This window comes from Streptomyces sp. NPDC048290 (assembly GCF_040652095.1).
GTDB lineage: Bacteria > Actinomycetota > Actinomycetes > Streptomycetales > Streptomycetaceae > Streptomyces.
The window spans coordinates 51,784-68,964 of record NZ_JBEZLM010000031.1 but is presented as its reverse complement, the minus strand read 5'-3'; the positions used below and the strand labels follow the sequence as shown (position 1 = coordinate 68,964).

The 17,181-nt window shown below is 73.5% G+C and carries 11 protein-coding genes; 7 read left to right on the top strand and 4 right to left on the bottom strand.

Going from position 1 to position 17,181, the window contains the following annotated elements; genetic code table 11:
• Positions 1-156: 156 nt before the first annotated feature.
• Entirely contained in the window at positions 157-1,047 is an 891-nt protein-coding gene (locus AB0D49_RS36510) for a 2-hydroxy-3-oxopropionate reductase (protein WP_362766691.1), read from the top strand.
• Between the two features lie 360 nt (positions 1,048-1,407).
• On the top strand, positions 1,408-1,650 hold the full coding sequence (locus AB0D49_RS36505) for a hypothetical protein (protein ID WP_362766688.1): 243 nt from the start codon (positions 1,408-1,410) through the stop codon (positions 1,648-1,650).
• Between the two features lie 133 nt (positions 1,651-1,783).
• Here AB0D49_RS36505 and gcl read toward each other — a convergent pair whose 3' ends face one another.
• Positions 1,784-3,568 (bottom strand): glyoxylate carboligase, encoded by a 1,785-nt coding sequence (gcl, locus tag AB0D49_RS36500; protein ID WP_362766685.1) that lies wholly within the window; start codon positions 3,566-3,568, stop codon positions 1,784-1,786.
• A gap of 345 nt (positions 3,569-3,913) precedes the next feature.
• Here gcl and AB0D49_RS36495 point away from each other — a divergent pair, with 345 nt between their 5' ends.
• Complete coding sequence (locus AB0D49_RS36495) at positions 3,914-4,585, top strand: hypothetical protein (protein WP_362766682.1); 672 nt, start codon at positions 3,914-3,916, stop codon at positions 4,583-4,585.
• A gap of 37 nt (positions 4,586-4,622) precedes the next feature.
• Here the strand turns inward: AB0D49_RS36495 and AB0D49_RS36490 are convergent, their stop codons facing one another.
• Together AB0D49_RS36490 and AB0D49_RS36485 are read right to left on the bottom strand one after the other, a co-directional pair.
• Positions 4,623-6,305, bottom strand: coding sequence for an AMP-binding protein (locus AB0D49_RS36490; protein WP_362766807.1), 1,683 nt, complete (start codon positions 6,303-6,305; stop codon positions 4,623-4,625).
• 29 nt (positions 6,306-6,334) lie between these two features.
• The gene (locus AB0D49_RS36485) at positions 6,335-8,029 is read right to left on the bottom strand and encodes an AMP-binding protein (protein ID WP_362766679.1); all 1,695 of its coding nucleotides are present in this window, start codon (positions 8,027-8,029) and stop codon (positions 6,335-6,337) included.
• A 169-nt stretch (positions 8,030-8,198) separates the two neighbouring features.
• On the opposite strand from AB0D49_RS36485, the gene AB0D49_RS36480 reads away from it, so the two are divergent.
• The 3 genes from AB0D49_RS36480 (at position 8,199) to AB0D49_RS36470 (ending at position 13,890) form a co-directional block, all read left to right on the top strand.
• On the top strand, positions 8,199-9,026 hold the full coding sequence (locus tag AB0D49_RS36480) for a helix-turn-helix transcriptional regulator (RefSeq protein WP_362766804.1): 828 nt from the start codon (positions 8,199-8,201) through the stop codon (positions 9,024-9,026).
• 569 nt (positions 9,027-9,595) lie between these two features.
• A complete protein-coding gene (locus AB0D49_RS36475; protein ID WP_362766676.1) occupies positions 9,596-12,400 on the top strand; it encodes an AAA family ATPase in 2,805 nt (934 codons plus the stop codon).
• Positions 12,401-13,101: 701 nt separating this feature from the next.
• Positions 13,102-13,890, top strand: coding sequence for a serine protease (locus AB0D49_RS36470; RefSeq protein WP_362766673.1), 789 nt, complete (start codon positions 13,102-13,104; stop codon positions 13,888-13,890).
• Positions 13,891-14,005: 115 nt separating this feature from the next.
• Here AB0D49_RS36470 and AB0D49_RS36465 read toward each other — a convergent pair whose 3' ends face one another.
• Positions 14,006-15,142, bottom strand: a complete 1,137-nt coding sequence (locus tag AB0D49_RS36465; RefSeq protein WP_362766801.1) for a winged helix DNA-binding domain-containing protein — start codon at positions 15,140-15,142, stop codon at positions 14,006-14,008.
• Positions 15,143-15,311: 169 nt separating this feature from the next.
• Between AB0D49_RS36465 and AB0D49_RS36460 the strand changes: the two genes are divergently transcribed.
• A complete protein-coding gene (locus tag AB0D49_RS36460) occupies positions 15,312-17,165 on the top strand; it encodes an SMI1/KNR4 family protein (protein WP_362766671.1) in 1,854 nt (617 codons plus the stop codon).
• The last annotated feature ends 16 nt before the right edge of the window (positions 17,166-17,181 follow it).

Sequence of the window (17,181 nt, the reverse complement as noted above, 5' to 3'; positions counted from 1 at the left end):
CCGCCCCCAGCCCCCCGACCTATGCCCACCCACCACCCGACTCGGTGGGGACAAGGGTGAACGAAACAGCCCGCCCGGCAACCCGGCGGCACGTCGCCCGGCACCGGGTGCTCGTGCGGCACGTTCGGTTCCATCGTTCAGAAAGGGTTCCCCATCATGAGCACACTTCCCAAGGTCGCCTGGATCGGGCTCGGCATCATGGGGTCGCCGATGTCCGAGAACCTGATCAAGGCGGGGTACGAGGTCACCGGGTTCACGCTGGAGCGGCCCAAGCTGGAGCGGCTCACGGCGGCCGGGGGGACCGCCGCCGGATCGCTCGCCGAAGCCGTACGGGACGCCGACGTCATCATCACGATGGTGCCCGCCTCCCCGCAGGTCGAGGCCATCGCGTACGGGCCGGACGGCGTTCTGGAGAACGCCCGCTCCGGGGCGCTGCTGATCGACATGTCCTCCATCACCCCGCAGACCTCGGTCGATCTGGCGACCGCCGCGCGGGAGAAGGGCATCCGCGTGCTGGACGCGCCCGTGTCCGGCGGCGAGGCGGGGGCCGTCGAGGCGGTGCTGTCCATCATGGTCGGCGGTGAGCAGGCCGACTTCGACGCCGCGAAGCCGCTCTTCGAGGCGCTCGGCAAGACCATCGTGCGGTGCGGACCGCACGGCTCGGGGCAGACCGTGAAGGCGGCCAACCAACTGATCGTCGCCGTGAACCTCCAGGCGTGCGCCGAGGCCGTGGTCTTCCTGGAGAAGTCCGGCGTGGACCTGGGGGCCGCGCTGGACGTGCTCGGCGGCGGGCTCGCGGGCTCGACCGTGCTGGCCCGGAAGAAGGACAACTTCCTGCGCCGCGACTTCACGCCCGGCTTCCGGATCGATCTGCACCACAAGGACATGGGCATCGTCACGGACGCCGCCCGTACCGTCGGCGCCGCCCTGCCGGTCGGCGCGGTGGTGGCCCAACTGGTCGCCTCGCTGCGCGCCCAGGGCGACGGGGGGCTCGACCACTCGGCGCTGCTGCGGTCGGTGGAGCGGCTCTCCGGGGACCAGGTCTAGCCTCCCCAGCCCCTCCCCTCCTCCCCCTGAACTTCCGGGCGGTGCCGGTGCTGACAACTGTCCTGTCGCGCCCAAGCACCGGCGCCGTCCGGAACCCCTTTCCCTCCACGTCCGCCGGAGCCGACAAGCCCGGCGGACCCGGTGGGACCGCGGCGGCGTGCGAGCCAGTGCGGTGGTGAAGGCCCTGCGGGACCCCTCCCGACCTGAGGGACGGGTCCCCCCGGGCCATCGCCGCCGCCGCGGTCCCCGGCAACCCGGTCCCCCCTTCCCCCCACCACCTGCCGCGCGCCCCGCCGCGCGGCTCACGCATGTCCGCCACCCGGGGGTGCGGATCGGGCGCCGTCGCAGCACCCTGAAGGCATGGGACATCCATCGCCGCGTCCACTGATCGTCGTCCACGCCCCCGCCCTGGACGGGACCCGCCGGGTCACCGAGGGCGACATGACCCTCGGGGTGGCCTCGCATCTGGCCGATGTCGCCGAGTTCCTGCGGCTGGCCGACCACTATGTGACGGACGTGGAGAGCAGCGATCTCGTCGTCTGGCAGGGCGGCGGTCCGGAGGACTGGCCGGGGCTGTCCGAGGAGCATCCGGGCACGCCGTGACATGCCTGGTCCCCCGGCGCCTTCGCGAGGAGGGACCGGGGGACCAGGGCGGGCAGCCGTGCGCGTGGCGTCGTCAGACCTTCCGGCGTCAGACCTTCAGGGGTCAGAGCGCCAGGGGTCAGACCCCCAGGCGTCAGACCTTCAGGGTCCGGATCGAAGTCGGCGCATGACCCGGCTCCGTGGCGATCTCCTCGAACTCCACCACATTGCCGATGTCGTTCGTCGGGGACATCGCGATGTTGGTGACCCGTTCGAGGATCACCTCCACCACCACCGGCACCCGGAGCTCCGCGGCCAGCTTCTTGGCCTGCTCCAGGGCCGCGCCCAGTTCGTTCGGGTCGGTGACCCGGATCGCCTTGCAGCCGAGGCCCTCGGCGACCTTGACATGGTCGACGCCGTAGACGCCCAGTTCGGGCGAGTTGAGGTTCTCGAACTCCAGGTTGACCTGGAAGTCGATCTCGAACGCCCGCTGGGCCTGGCGGATCAGTCCGAGATAGGCGTTGTTGACGAGGACGTGCACATACGGGATGCGGTGCTGGGCGCCGACCGCGAGTTCCTCGATCAGGAACTGGAAGTCGTAGTCCCCGGACAGGGCGACGACCAGGGTCTCGGGGTCGGCCTGGGCGACGCCGAGGGCGGCCGGGATGGTCCAGCCGAGGGGGCCGGCCTGACCGCAGTTGATCCAGTGCCGCGGCTTGAAGACGTGCAGCATCTGGGCGCCCGCGATCTGGGAGAGACCGATCGTGGAGACATACCGGGTGTCCGGTCCGAACGCCTTGTTCATCTCCTCGTAGACCCGCTGCGGTTTGATCGGGATGTCGTCGAAGTGGGTCCGGCGCTGGAGCGTGGCCCGGCGCTCCTGGGCGGCGGCGGCCCAGGCGGAGCGGTCCGGCAGCCGCCCGGCCGCCCGCTGCTCCCCGGCGATCTCCACGAGCAGTTCGAGCGCGGCCCCGGCGTCGGAGGCGATGCCGTAGTCGGGGGCGAAGATCCGGCCGATCTGGGTGGGCTCGATGTCGATGTGCACGAACGTCCGCCCGGCGGTGTAGACATCGAGCCGTCCGGTGTGGCGGTTGGCCCAGCGGTTGCCGATGCCGAGCACGAAGTCGGACTCCAGGAAGGTGGCGTTGCCGTAGCGGTGCGAGGTCTGGAGGCCGACCATCCCGGCGTTCAGCTCATGGTCGTCGGGCAGCACGCCCCAGCCCATCAGCGTGGGGACGACGGGCACACCGGTCAGTTCGGCGAACTCCACCAGCAGGGCGGCGGCGTCCGCGTTGATGACCCCGCCGCCCGCGACGATCAGCGGGCGCTCGGCGGCGTGCAGCAGCGCGAGCGCCTTCTCGATCTGGGGGCGGGTCGCGGCGGGCTTGTAGACGGGCAGCGGGGCGTAGGTGTCGGGGTCGAACTCGATCTCGGTGAGCTGGACGTCCAGCGGCAGATCGATCAGCACGGGTCCGGGCCGCCCGGAGCGCATCAGATGGAACGCCTGCTGGAACACGCCGGGGACCTGCGCGGCCTCCAGCACGGTGACCGCCATCTTGGTCACCGGCCGGGCGATGGCGGCGATGTCGACGGCCTGGAAGTCCTCCTTGTGGATCACCGCGGTGGGGGCCTGGCCGGTGACGCACAGGATCGGGACGGAGTCGCCGATCGCCGAGTACAGGCCGGTGATCATGTCGGTTCCGGCGGGTCCTGACGTGCCGACGCAGACGCCGATGTTGCCGGGCTCGGCGCGGGTGTAGCCCTCGGCCATGTGCGAGGCGCCCTCGACATGGCGGGCGAGGGTGTGGGCGATACCGCCGGACGCCTTGAGCGCCGCGTAGAAGGGGTTGATGGCCGCGCCGGGCACACCGAACGCGTGGCTGACGCCCTCGCGCTTGAGGATCTCGACTGCCGCGCGGGCAGCGGTCATACGAGCCATTGAGTACTCCTGCTTCGGCTGACGGATGCCCTCCCGGCGCGCCCCGCGGGCAAGCATGTCCCCAGTGAGTTGTCCACTGACATTTCCGCATTGACTTCCGCACTTACTTCCACATTGCGGAAATCATCTTCTGCTATCTGGAATTAATGTAGGAGTGGGGCCCGAACGGAGTCAAGACAACCGGTGGAGATCAGGGGACAAGCGGTCTCCTCCTGGAGCACCATGGGGCCGACCACCTCGCACGACCCCCTTCACACCCCCCTCACGACCCGCACGCCCCTCACGACCCACGACCCTCCCTACCTGCCGACCGTCCGACCTGACGCAGTCCTGGAGAGCCGGCCCATGTCCCAGAGCATCGCGGTGCACTGTCCGGCCTGCGGCCGGGAACACCGGTACACCCCACCGTCGTATCCCTGTATGTGCGGTACGGCGGTGAGCCCGCCGCTCGATCCGCGCGGCGCGGTACGGCCCGTGACGCATCGGGTCTGGGACGAGGAGTGGGTGCCCGCGCGCTGCGACGGCTGCGGCCGGGTCGGCATCTGGCCGCGCCCGGACCTGGGCTGCCCCTGCGGCACGACCCTGCGGCTGCCGGTCGCCGAGGAGCCCCCGGCGGGCTGCGGCCCCGGAGCGCGCCCGGCGTTCCACCCGGTCACCATCCGCACCGCGAAGGACGCGGTCACCACCGCCGTCCTCTATCTGAACTGGCTCGGCTACGACGGGGTGCGCCGCGCCGACCAGCACCCGCCCGCCGGCATCGGGCTGATCGCCCCCGGGGTCATGGCCCAGGTCGATCCGACGGTCCACCCGGCGTCCCTGCGGGACGTGGAGTGCCTCTGGCTGACGGCGATGACCGAGGCGGCGTCCTGTGTGTACTTCACGCTGGCGGGCTACGAGGAACGGGCCAGGACGCGAGCCGAGTCGCTCGGTATGCCGCTCTACGTCCTGGACCTGACCGGCACCCCCCAGCCGGTCAACACCGTGGCGGAACAGCTGACCGCCACCGGAGCGCCGTGAGCTTCGTGAACACGGTGAACTCCGGGCGCCGCCCGCCTCACGCGTCGCCGGTAGACCCGGTGAACCGGGTGAACCGCTCGCGCAGTTCGACCTTGCGCACCTTCCCGGACACCGTCATCGGGAAGCCGTCCACCGTCTCCAGCCGGCTGGGCACCTTGTAGTGCGCGAGCCGTCCCGCGCAGAACTCCCGCACCTCCTCCACCGTCAGCGGCTCCGCCCCCGCCCGCAGCACCACACAGGCGACGACCTCCTCCCCGTACCGCTCATGGGGGACGCCGACCACCTGGACGTCCGCGATCTTCGGATGGCGGTACAGGAACTCCTCGATCTCGCGCGGGTACACGTTCTCGCCGCCCCGGATGATCATGTCCTTGATCCGTCCGACGATCTCCACATAGCCGTCGTCCCGCATCACCGCGAGATCCCCGGTGTGCATCCACCGCCCGGCGTCCACCGCCCGCGCGGTCTGCTCGGGCTGGTTCCAGTAGCCCAGCATCACGCTGTACCCCCGGGTGCACAGCTCCCCCGCGGTGCCGCGCGGCACGGTGGTGCCGGTCGCCGGGTCGACGACCTTGACCTCGATGTGCGGCAGGACCCGGCCGACCGTTCCGGTGCGGTGCTCCAGGTCGTCGTCCGCGCGGGTCTGGAGGGAGACCGGCGAGGTCTCCGTCATGCCGTAGCAGATCGCCACCTCGCTCATGTGCATCTCGGCGACGACCCGCTTCATCACCTCCACCGGACACGGCGACCCGGCCATGATCCCGGTGCGCAGTGACGAAAGGTCGTAGGAGGCGAAGTCGGGCAGCCCCAGTTCGGCGATGAACATGGTCGGCACCCCGTACAGCGAGGTGCAGCGCTCGCGCTGGACGGCCTCCAGGGTGGCCCGGGGGTCGAAGGACGGGGCGGGGATCACCAGACAGGCGCCGTGCGAGGTGGCCGCGAGATTGCCCATGACCATGCCGAAGCAGTGGTAGAAGGGCACCGGTACGCAGACCCGGTCCTGCTCGCCGTAGCCGATCAGCTCGCCCACGAAGTAGCCGTTGTTCAGGATGTTGTGGTGGGAGAGGGTGGCGCCCTTGGGGAAGCCCGTGGTGCCCGAGGTGTACTGGATGTTGACCGGGTCGTCGCAGGACAGCTCGGGAAAGGCGGGGAAGGCGGGGAAGGTGGGGAAGGTGGGGAAGGTGGTGTCCGGCCGGGCCCGGCCGAGCAGGTCCGCCCAGCCCTGGTCGCCGAAGTAGACCGTCTCGCGCAGGGCGGGGCAGCGGTCGGCGACCTCGTCGACCATGGCCCGGTAGTCGCTGGTCTTGTGGCGCTCGGAGGCGAACAGCAGGGACACCCCGGCCTGCCGCAGGACGTATTCCACCTCATGGGTGCGGTACGCGGGGTTGATGTTCACCATGATCGCGCCGATCCGCGCGGTGGCGTACTGGACGAGCACCCACTCGGGGCAGTTGACCGCCCAGATGCCCACCCGGTCGCCCTTGCCGACGCCGCTGGCGAGCAGCGCGCGGGCCAGTTCGTCCACCTCGGCGCCGAACCGGGCGTAGGTCCAGCGGCGGCCCGAGGGGACGTCCACCAGCACCTCACGCTCGGGCCAGGCGGCGACGGCCCGGTCGAGGTTGGCGCCGATGGTGTCGCCGAGGAGGGTGGTGGGGCTGGTGCCGTGGGTGTAGGAGAGCGCGACCGCCGGGACGGGGGCCGGGGTGGTGGCGGGGGTCACCGGCGGGGCGGGGGTGGGGGGTTCGGGGGTCACCGGAAGTCCTCCTCGCGGTACTCGTCCGGCGATCCGGCCGCCGTCGCCTCGCGCAGCTCGATCCGGCGGATCTTCCCGGACACGGTCTTGGGCAGCGGCCCGAACTCCAGCCGCCGTACCCGCTTGTACGGGGCCAGCGTCTGGCGCGCGTGCTCGAACAGCGCCTTCGCGGTGTCCGGGCCGGGCTCCCAGCCCGCCGCGAGCACGATGTACGCCTTGGGCACGGCGAGCCGCAGCGCGTCCGGCGCGGGGACGACGGCCGCCTCGGCGACGGCCGGGTGCTCCAGCAGCGCGCTCTCCAGCTCGAACGGGGAGATCTTGTAGTCGGAGGCTTTGAACACGTCGTCGTCGCGGCCCACGTAGGTGAGGTGGCCGTCGGCGTCGCGGGAGCCGAGGTCGCCGGTGCGGTAGTGGCCGCCCGCCATGACCTGCGCCGTGCGGTCGGGGTCGCCGTGGTAGCCGGTCATCAGGCCGACCGGGGGTCCGTCCGGGCCGGTGAGGTCGAGGGCGATCTCGCCCTCGTCGCCGGGGGCGCCGGTGGCCGGGTCGAGCAGGACGACCCGGTAGCCGGGGCTGGGGCGGCCCATGGAGCCGGTCTTCAGGGGCTGGCCGGGGGTGTTGGCGATCTGCACGGCGGTCTCGGTCTGCCCGAAACCGTCCCGGACGGTGACGCCCCAGGCGGCCCGGACCCGTTCGATGACCTCGGGGTTGAGCGGCTCACCGGCGGCCACCGCTTCGCGCGGCGGGGTGCGCAGCCGGGTCAGATCGGCCTGGATCAGCATCCGCCACACCGTGGGCGGGGCGCAGAAGGTGGTGACCCCGGCCCGGTACATCTCGGTCATCAGCCGGGCCGCGTCGAACCGGGTGTAGTTGAGGAGGTATACCGTCGCCTCCGCGTTCCAGGGCGCGAAGAGGTTGGACCAGGCGTGCTTGGCCCAGCCGGGCGAGGAGATGTTGAGATGGACGTCGCCGGGCCGCAGGCCGATCCAGTACATGGTCGCCAGATGGCCCACCGGGTACGAGACATGGGTGTGCTCGACGAGTTTGGGCCGGGCGGTGGTGCCGGAGGTGAAGTAGAGCATCAGGGGGTCGTCGGCGCGGGTGGGACCGTCGGGCGTGAACCCGGCGGGCGCCCGGTACGCCTCGTCGTAGGGCAGCCAGCCGTCGGGGGCGGCGCCGGTGGCGATCCGGGTGTAGTCGCCGGGCACCTCGGTGAACTTGGCGGTGTCCTCGGCACGGGCGACGACATGGCGGACCTGGCCGCGCGCCACACGGTCGCGCAGATCGGCCGGGCCCAGCAGCGGGGTGGCGGGGATGACGACGGCCCGCAGCTTCATCGCGGCGAGCGCGGTGAGCCACAGCTCGACCTGGTTGCCGAGCATCACCAGCATCCGGTCCCCGGCGGCGACGCCCCGGGCGCGCAGCCAGCCGGCGAAGCGGTCGGAGAGCGCCGAGACCTCGGCGAACGACAGTCTGGTCTCCCGGCCGTCCTCCTCCACCAGGTGCAGCGCGATCCGCTCGTTGCCCCGGGCCATCGGGTCGAACCAGTCCAGGGCCCAGTTGAAGTGCTCGGGGCGCGGCCAGCGGAAGCCCGCGCAGGCGGTGGCGTAGTCCTCGCGGTGCGCCAGCAGGAAGTCCCGGGCGGCCCGGAACTCCTCGGTCGGTGTGGTCGGTGTGGTCGGTGTGGTCATGGTCGTCGTCGTCCTCCTTGGACCCGGCTCGGTCCCGGCTCGGTCCCGGCCATTGCCGGGCGGCTCCCTGGCATCGTGTAATCCGTGATGCAGGTCTCACTACCCCCGAACGGGGGTGGCCGGTGCGGCAGAAGGGCGAACTGTGGCGGTGGACGGCGGGACGGGAGCGATGCAGGGCGCGCTGCTGCGGCTGCGCCGGGCGACCGGGCTGCCGGTCGCCTTCGGCGGGCTGGTCGAGGCGGGCGGCCGACGGGTCCGGATCACCGAGCTGAGCGGCACCGAGACGGCGGCGCTCAGCTCCCTCGCGGTGGGCAGCGGCAACGGGCTCGGCGGGCGGGCGGTGGCCCGCGCCCGGCCGTGCGCGGTGAGCGACTACGCCGCCTCGCGCCGGATCAGCCACGAGTACGACGTGCCGGTGGCCGCCGAGGGCCTGCACTCGATCCTCGCGGTCCCGGTGGTCGTACGGCGCCAGGTGCGCGGAGTGCTGTACGGGGCGCTGCGCTCGGCGCAGCCGTTGGGCGACCGGACGCTGAGCGCGGCGGTGGAGGCGGCGCGGGACGTGGAGCAGGCCCTCGTGGTGGCCGAGGAGGCGCGGGGGCTGCTGGGTGTGGTCGCCCGGGACGCCGCCGGGAACGCCGGGCGGGACGGGACAGCGGTCCGGGAGGCGCGGGCCGATCGGGAGCGGGTGCGGGAGGCGCACACCGCGCTGCGGACCCTGGCCCCGCGGATCACCGACCCGGCGCTGCGCGCGGAGCTGCTGCGGGCGTGCGCCCTGCTGACCGGGGAACCGGCGGCGGCGCCGGACGCGCCCGCCCCCCGGGAGGTGGACGTCCTGGCCTGTGCCGCCTCGGGCGCCACCAACGCGGAGATCGCCGCCCGGCTGGCCCTCGCCCCGGAGACGGTGAAGAGCTATCTCCGCTCGGCGATGCGCAAGCTGGGCGCCCACACCCGGGGCGAGGCGGTGGCGGCGGCCCGCCGGGCGGGGGTACTGCCATAGCGGCCGGGGCGATGGCCGAGGGGCCGGGTGGTCCGCCGGGCGGAGGTGCTGCCGGGCGATGGCCGAGGGACCGGACGGCCCGCCGGGCGGGAGTGCTGCCGTACCGGCCCGGACGATCACCGAGAGGCCGCACGGCCCGCCCGGCAGGGGTACTGCCGTACCGGCCGGAACGGTGGCCGACGGACCGGACGGCCCGCCCGGCAGGAGGGCTGCCATACCGGCCGGAACGGTCGCCGACGGACCGGACGGCCCGCCCGGCGGAGGTGCTGCCATACCGGCCGGAACGATCACCGAGAGGCCGCACGGCCCGCCGGGCAGGGGTACTGCCGTACCGGCCGGGGCGGTCGCCGACAGACCGGACGGACCGCCCGACGGGAGTGCTGGCGTGGCGGCCGGGGTGGTGGCCGAGGGGTCGTACGGTCCGCGCTGCCGCCGGGTGCCGGGACGTCCCTTGCGGTTCAACCGTGATCCGCGCGATCCGCGCTGTAATTTCCCTCACCACCGCACGTCTCCGGATTTCAACGAGGCGTTGCCTAGAATTTGGCGGACCACGACACACGGAGGGAGCGGTGACCGTGCGACGGGACTTCCAGGAGCCTGCGAGATGCCGCCCCGACCTGGTCATCGGGCGGCAGGAGCTGTTCACGGCCGCGCGCGAGCAGCTCGGACACGGCGGCAGTGTGCTGCTGCACGGTCCCGCCGGGATCGGGAAGTCGACCGTGCTGCGGGCGCTGGCCGCCGAGTACGGGGAGTCCGCGCGGACCGTGCTGCGCTGCTCGGCGACCGAGTCGGAGTCGCATCTGCCGTTCCTCGCGCTGGCCGATCTGCTGGGTCTGGTGCTGGACGAGGTGGCCGGGAAGATGCCGGACGCCCAGCGCACGGCGCTGGAGTCGGCGCTCACCGGGCGCGGCGAGTCCACGCTCCAGCGGGACGGTCTCGCGCTGCGGCTCGCCGTGCTGTCCGCGCTGCGCGCGCTGGCCGCCGAGGGTCCGGTGCTGGTGGTCGCCGACGACCTCCAGTGGCTCGATCCGGCCAGCGCCGAACTGCTCGGCTTCGCCGCCCGCCGGCTCGGCGACTTCCCGGTCCAGGTGCTGTGCGCGGCCCGCACCGAGGGCCAGGAGTACGACGACCATCTACGCGCGTCCCCGCCGGACACCCTGGCCCTGCGGCTCGGCCCGCTGACCCGCGCCCAGGTGTCCGACCTGCTGGACGAGCGGGGCTATCCGGCGCTGCTGCGCTCCACCGTCCGGGACATCCACCGCACCAGTGGCGGGAACCCGCTGTTCGCGCTGGAGCTGGGCCGCGCCCTCACCGAGAGCCCGACCCCGCCGCGCCCCGGTGAGCCGCTGCCCGTGCCGACCTCGCTGCGCGCGCTGGTGCTGCACCGCCTCGACATGCTGTCCGCCGATGCCCGGCACACCCTGCTGGTGGCCAGCGCGGGCGCCCGGCCCACCACCGCGCTGCTGCACGCGGCGGGCCGGGAGCACGCCGAGGCGGAGACCGCGCAGGCGGCGGCGCTGGGCCTGCTGGCGACCGAGCCGGAGGGTCCGGCCGTACGGTTCGCGCATCCGCTGATCTCCGCGGCGCTGTACGCGGAGGCGTCCGCGCAGGAGCGGCGGGACGCGCACGCGGCGCTGTCCACGGCCGCGTCCGACCCCATCGAGCGGGCCCGGCATCTGGCGCTGGCCACCACCGGCACCGACCCGGAGACCTCGGCCCGGCTGGCGGAGGCGGCGGCGCTGGCCCGGGACCGGGGCGCGCCCTCGGTCGCCGCGTCGCTGGGTCTGCTGGCCGCCCGGCACACCCCGGCGGACGGCACGCCAGGACCGGAGGAGCGGCGGCTGACCGCGGCCGAGGACGCGATCACCGCCGGGGAGACGGATCTCGCGCGGGACATCGCACGGGACGTGCTGACCCGGGCGACGGCGGCGGCGGACCGGGTACGGGCGTGGATCGTGGTGATCAACGCGGCCGGGCAGGCGCTGGGGAAGGTCGACGCGGTGTTCCCGCAGGCGCTGGCCGACGCCGACGACGACCCCCGGCTGCTCGCCCTGGTCCGCTACCAGCTCGCGTGGCGGGCGCTGCTCGTGGAGGGCGAGATGGACCGGGGCCGGGAGGAGGCGGCGCACGCGGCCCGGCTGGCGGCGAAGGCCGCGGACCGGCGCACCGAGCTGCTCGCGCTCGCCTTCCAGGCCCATATGGAGACCCTGATGGGGCATCCCGACGCGGGGGCCACCATCAAGCGGGCGATGCGCGAACCCCAGGACCCGCGGGTCGCCGTCGACCACAACGGCATCGGCGCGGTCCGCTTCCGCTGGCTGATCATGAGCGATCAGCTCGCCGAGGCGCGCACCACGGTGATGACGCTGCTGCGCGAGGTGCGGCGGCGCGGCATCGCCGAGAGCGAGGTGCACTACGTGCGGTTCCTCGCCGAGACCGAGCTGCGCTCCGGGCACTGCGGACGGGCCCTGGACCTGGCCCGGGAGAGCCTGCGGCTGGCGCGGGACGCCGGGATCGGCGAGGGCGCCAGCGCGATGCTCACCTCCCTCGCGGAGGCGGCGGGCGGCGACACCGAGCGGGCCCTGGCGCTGGCCCGGGAGGCGGCGGAGCGGGCGGAGGAGGACGGCGACGTCATGTACCTCTCCCGCGCCCTCGGCGCGCTCGGCCACGCCCATCTGGTGGCCGGCGACGCGGTGGAGGCCGTCCGGGCACTGCGGCGGGTACGGGAGCTGGAGATCGGTATCGGCATCACCGACCCGGCGCGGGGCCGCTGGCAGGGCGACCTCGCCGAGGCGCTGGTCCGGATCGGGGAGAGCACGGAGGCGCAGGACGTCATCGACGTGACCCGGGTGCAGGCGCTGCGGCTGGGCCGGGAGAGTGTGCTCGCCGTGCTGGACCGGGCGGAGGCGCTGGTGCGGGCGGCGCGCGGGGACCGGGAGGCGGCCCTCGCCCAGCTGACGTCGGTTCAGGACCGGCTGGCCAAGCTGGGTTACGGGCTGGAGGAGGCGCGGGCCGCGTTCGCGCTGGCCCGGCTGCGGACCGGTCGCCCCGGACCCACGTCGTACGACGAGGCGGCCCGGCTGTTCCGCCGCTGCCGGGCCCTGCCGTGGCTGCGCCAGGTGGAGGAGGCGGCGGCGACGGACCCCGCCGAGCCGCTCGCGCCGCCGGTCCTGGACGCGCTGGCGGGTCTCGCCGCGATGGAACGTCAGGTGGCGGCGCTGGTGATGGAGGGCGCGACCAACCGGGAGATCGCGGCGCGGCTGTTCATCAGCGTGAAGACGGTCGAGGCGACGCTGACCCGGGTGTACCGGAAGTTGGGGATACGGTCGCGGGTGGACATTGTGCGGCTCGCAGCGGGAGGCCGCCGGCGGTAGACCAGGGGGGTCGGTTGTTGGGTGCGGGTGAGTGGGTGGCGTTCGCGCAGTTCCCCGCGCCCCTAGGTCATGTGCGGCCCGGTGGGGATTGTTCGCGCAGTTCCCCGCGCCCCTGGGTCATGTGCGGGTCCGGTGGGGGCTGGTCGCGCAGTTCCCCGCGCCCCTAGGGGGTTGGCGCCGGCCCGAACTTCATCGCACCGGCCAACCGCAGCCCCGCACCCGACAACGAACCCGCCTGCCCCCCAAGGGGCGCGGGGAACTGCGCGAACACCCCCCACCGGACCCGCACCCAACCACCAACCGACCCACCCACCCCCCAGGGGCGCGGGGAACTGCGCGAACAACCCCCACCGGACCCGCACCCAACCAACAACCGGCACGCCCACCCCCCAAGGGGCGCGGGGAACTGCGCGAATGACCCCCACCGGGCCCGCACACAGCCGACGACCGGCACGCCCGCCTCCCAGGGGCACCGGGCCCGCGGTCGACCGGCGACCGGCACGCCCACAAGGGGCGTGGGGAACACACGACCGAGGGAAAACCCTGTTCAACTCCCTTAGGGGAGTCCCTCATTGGGGAGGGGAAAGGCGGAGCCTACGGTAGGCACCGTGCCGCTCGCCGGGCACACGGGAGCCTGTCCAAAGGCCCCGTGCTCACCCCCACCCCCCGCGCGACCCCCCACCGGCAACCTGAGGAGACCCATGTTCGGGCTCAACCGTGTCAGAAAGTCCGCCCTCGCCCTCGTGGCGTGTAGCGCCGCCGCCGCGACCGCCCTCGTCGGCGCCCCCGCGGTCGCCGCCCCCGCCCCCATCGTCGGCGGCACCACGACCACCACCACGGCGTACCCGTACGTCATGCAGATCACGGACGCCTCGCAGAGCCAGTTCTGCGGCGGCACCCTGGTCACGCCCACCAAGGTGGTCACCGCAGCGCACTGCATGGTCGGCGAGACCACCAGCAGTGTCCGGGTGGTCGGCGGACGCACCTACCTCAACGGCACGAACGGCACGGTCGCCCGGGTCAGCAAGATCTGGATCCACCCCGACTACCGCACGGTGACCAGCGGCGACGACATCGCCGTCCTGACGCTGTCGACGTCGATGCCGTACACCACGGTCCCGTACGTCTCCGCCTCGGACACCGGGGTCTACGCGACCGGCGCGACCGCGCGCGTCCTCGGCTGGGGCACCACCCGTGAGGGCGGCGCCTCCTCCAACCAGCTCCGCACGGCGACCGTCCCGACGGTCTCCGACACCAGCTGCCGTACCTCCTACGGCACCCGGTTCGTCGCCAGTGACATGGTGTGCGCCGGTCTCACCAGCGGCGGGGTGGACACCTGCCAGGGCGACAGCGGCGGGCCGTTCATCATCGGCGGGCGTCTCGCGGGCGTCACGTCCTGGGGCGACGGGTGCGCACGCCCCGGGCTCCCCGGGGTGTACACCCGGCTGACGACCTTCTCCAGCCTGGTGACGACCCAGATCAACTCCTGAGCCACGCCGGTTCCGGGCGGTGGCCCGGGTGACAGACCAGGGGGCGTTGCGGGCCTCCACGAGCGGCCCGCAGCGCCCCCTCTCCATGCCCCCCTCCATGCCCCGCGCCAGGACCTCAGCCGGGGATCACCGTGCCGAAGCGGATGTCGTACGGCGTGTCCGGGTGGACCGCCGCCAGTGTCCGCGCGGCCTCCTCCTCGACCTCCCGGCGCTGTTCCTTGGTGAGCTTCTCGAACTCCTCGACCACGACGGCGTCACCGGTCAGCGCCCAGACCCCGACGAGGAAGCCGTCCACGAGGAGCGGCGAGTAGGGCGTGTTCACCTGCCAGGTGCGGCCGTGGTGCACGGCCGGGAGGATCCGGGTCCGATCGGCGTGCGAGAGCAGCGCGTTGTCGAACTCCGGCAGGAAGCGCGGCGGCGCCGGGGTCTCGGGGTCGGGGCGGGGCCCGTCGGGCAGGTCGAACAGCTCCACCCCGTGCTGGTCGTGGAAGGTGACGAGACGGGCACGCAGGCTCTCGAACGCGTCCCGCAGCCGGGTCAGTCCGCACCAGCTCTGCATGTCCTTGACGGAGGCGGGACCGAAGGCGGCGAGATAGCGCACCACCATGTCCTGCCGGGACGCGGCGGGGAGCGCGGGCCGGTCCAGCCAGTGTTCGACGGTGGTGAGCACGACCCCCTTGCTCCGCCCCCACATCCCACGCGGAGTGATCTGCACCAGCGGCAGCAGACAGCGCGCGGCGACGGACAACGACTGCGGATCGGCGTCCGGCCAGTGCGCACCCAGCGCGTCCCGCAACTGCCGCATCGTCCGGGGCTCCGCCTCGACCAGCTCCCGGGCGACCACCGCGAGCCGCTCCAGGTCGACACCGGTCAGTCCCTTGCGGAAGATCCGCACCTCCCGGTCCAGCGCCGCCTGCGCGAACGGCCGTACGGTCAGCGCGTCGTCGGCGGTGTGCAGATGGATGGTGGAGCGCAGGGTCGCCATCCGCACCGCGGCCCGCTCACCGAGCAGCACGGACAACTGCTCCGGCGCGAACCCCTCCAGCCGGGCGGCCAGCGCGTAGTACGGCGGCTTCACCTCCTGCGCCTGGAGCCCGACGAGCCGCGTGAGCGCGTCCGACGGGGAGATCCGTGCCCGCTCCAGCAGCAACTGCCGGGCGAGGGTGGCACGGTTGAGGGCACGTGGGGTGAGGACGGGGGGCCGGGCCCGCCCCGTACCGGGTCCGCCCACAGCCTTCGGTGCCGCCGCCATGTCGTCCATCCCCGTCTCCATGCCCGTCTCCATCCCCGTCGCCATCCCCGTCGTCTGTGTCGTCCGGCGTCGCGCGCCGCCGTCCGACCAGGAAACTATCGGGCGTCGCGGACAGATACGGTCCGCGACGCCGAGGGCGTTGTCAGTGGTGGGTTCTAACGTCGTACGCATGACCACCGCCGCGAGCGTCACCGAGTCCTGGGCCCGTATCGACCGTTGGCTGGCCCGCCACGCGCCCGACACCCACGCACGGCTGCGCCCGCCCGCGTCCGACGCGGACATCGAGGAACTGGCCCGCACGATGGGCGTCACCCTCCCGGACGACCTGGTGGCCTCGCTGCGCTGCCATGACGGGGTGGAGTGGGGACAGGGGGCGCTGGAGCTGTCGTACTACGGGCCGTTGTCGAGCGTGGCGGACATGGTGCGGGCCACGAGCCGCCTGCGGCGCTTCGAGGCGGAGTTCAGCGGCCGGAACGGCGGGGAGGACGGCGAACTGACCGCCTCCTGGCAGCCGGAGTGGCTGCTGATCACCCTCGGCATCGGGGCGCAGGCGTCCGACGGCATGTTCCTGTCCTGCCGCCCGGGACCGCACTACGGGCGTCCGGGGCGCTACTTCGACGAGGACGTGCCCTCGTTCACCGAGTGGCCGACGCTCCGGGACGTGCTGGCGGAGCTGGCGGACGCGATGGAGGACCGTGGTGTGTTCCACGGCCGGGTTCCGCTGGCCGTGGAGGGGGAGTTGCTGTGGGAGGACCGTCCGACCGTCGTCGCGGACCCGGTCTCGGTGCTGGCGCTGGCGGAGCAGACGGCGGAACCGGAGGCGGGAGCGGGAGAGGACACCGGGCCGGTGGGCGTGCTGGGGGGCGGGCCGCAGCCGTCGGCCGGGTACAGTCCGGACGGCCACGGCGGTCAGTTCCGCGTCGCCTTCGTCCGTGCCGAGCCCCCGCGTCCCGATCCCCTTCCCGCCCAGCCGGACATCCTGTTCGCCGAGGGGCTCTCCCCGGACGAGCTGCTGCGCAGGCTGGGCGCGCTCCCCGCTACCGTCCGGCCGCGTACGCGCGCGACGGCCGAGCGGTCCGGGGCGTCGCTCTGGGCCGCGTACCGTCCGCTGGTCCGGGTGGGGACGGCCGGGGGCTGGGCGTACGCGGTGCAGGAGGCCGGGGAGGCGCAGTTCGGCAGGCCGGAGGTGCTGCGGACGGTGTCGGCCGGTACCCGGGCGGTGGCGCTGACCAAGGACGGCCCGCGGGTGTCGGTCACGCTCACCGAGGACGGCACGCCCCGCCCCGACGCCGGGCGGACGGTCGAGGCACCCCCCGAGAGCGGGCCCGAGCCCGCCTTCCAGACGCCTTCCCCGTATCCGCCGGTCGGCAGACCGCGGCCCCACTCCGCCGCGTACGCCCCGCTGCTGACCGGGCTGGCCGAGGAGTACGGGCTGGTCCACGATCCGGCGGCCGACGCGGACACCGAGCTGACCAGCGCACTGCTCCTCCCCCGTCCGGACGATCTCCGCAAGCCCTGGCCGCTGGACGAGGTACGCGGGTTCTACCTGGACGAACTCTTCGAGCGGACCGAGCCGGAGCGGCTGCGCGGCGCCTTCACCGCCCAGTTGGCCCGGCTCGCGGCGGAGACCGGGCTCACCGCCCATCCGGAGATCACCGCCGCCCTGGCGGGTCTCCAGGGCGGGCAGGACCTCACGATCGACCCCGACGGCCCGCTGGACCTGCGGTTGCGGACCCTCGCCGCGGAGGGCCACGCCGCTCACATGGGGCGCCGCGCGCGCCACGGTCGCACGCGTCGCCCGATCGTCCAGCCGGAAGACCAGCGGGCCTGGGCGGTGCGGGCGGCGGCCGGGCGGGCGCTGCGGGCTTTCCTGGAGCAGCCGCTGCGCATGGCCGCGGTCACGGTCCTCCAGCAGCGGATGTCGCCGTACTGGCGGGACGAGCTGGCCGCCGACCTCGACGGCCAGGGGCACGCCACGCCGGGCTGTCTGGGACTGCCGCCCGGCTTGCGCCAATACCCCTAAGGGGTATCGTCGGGCG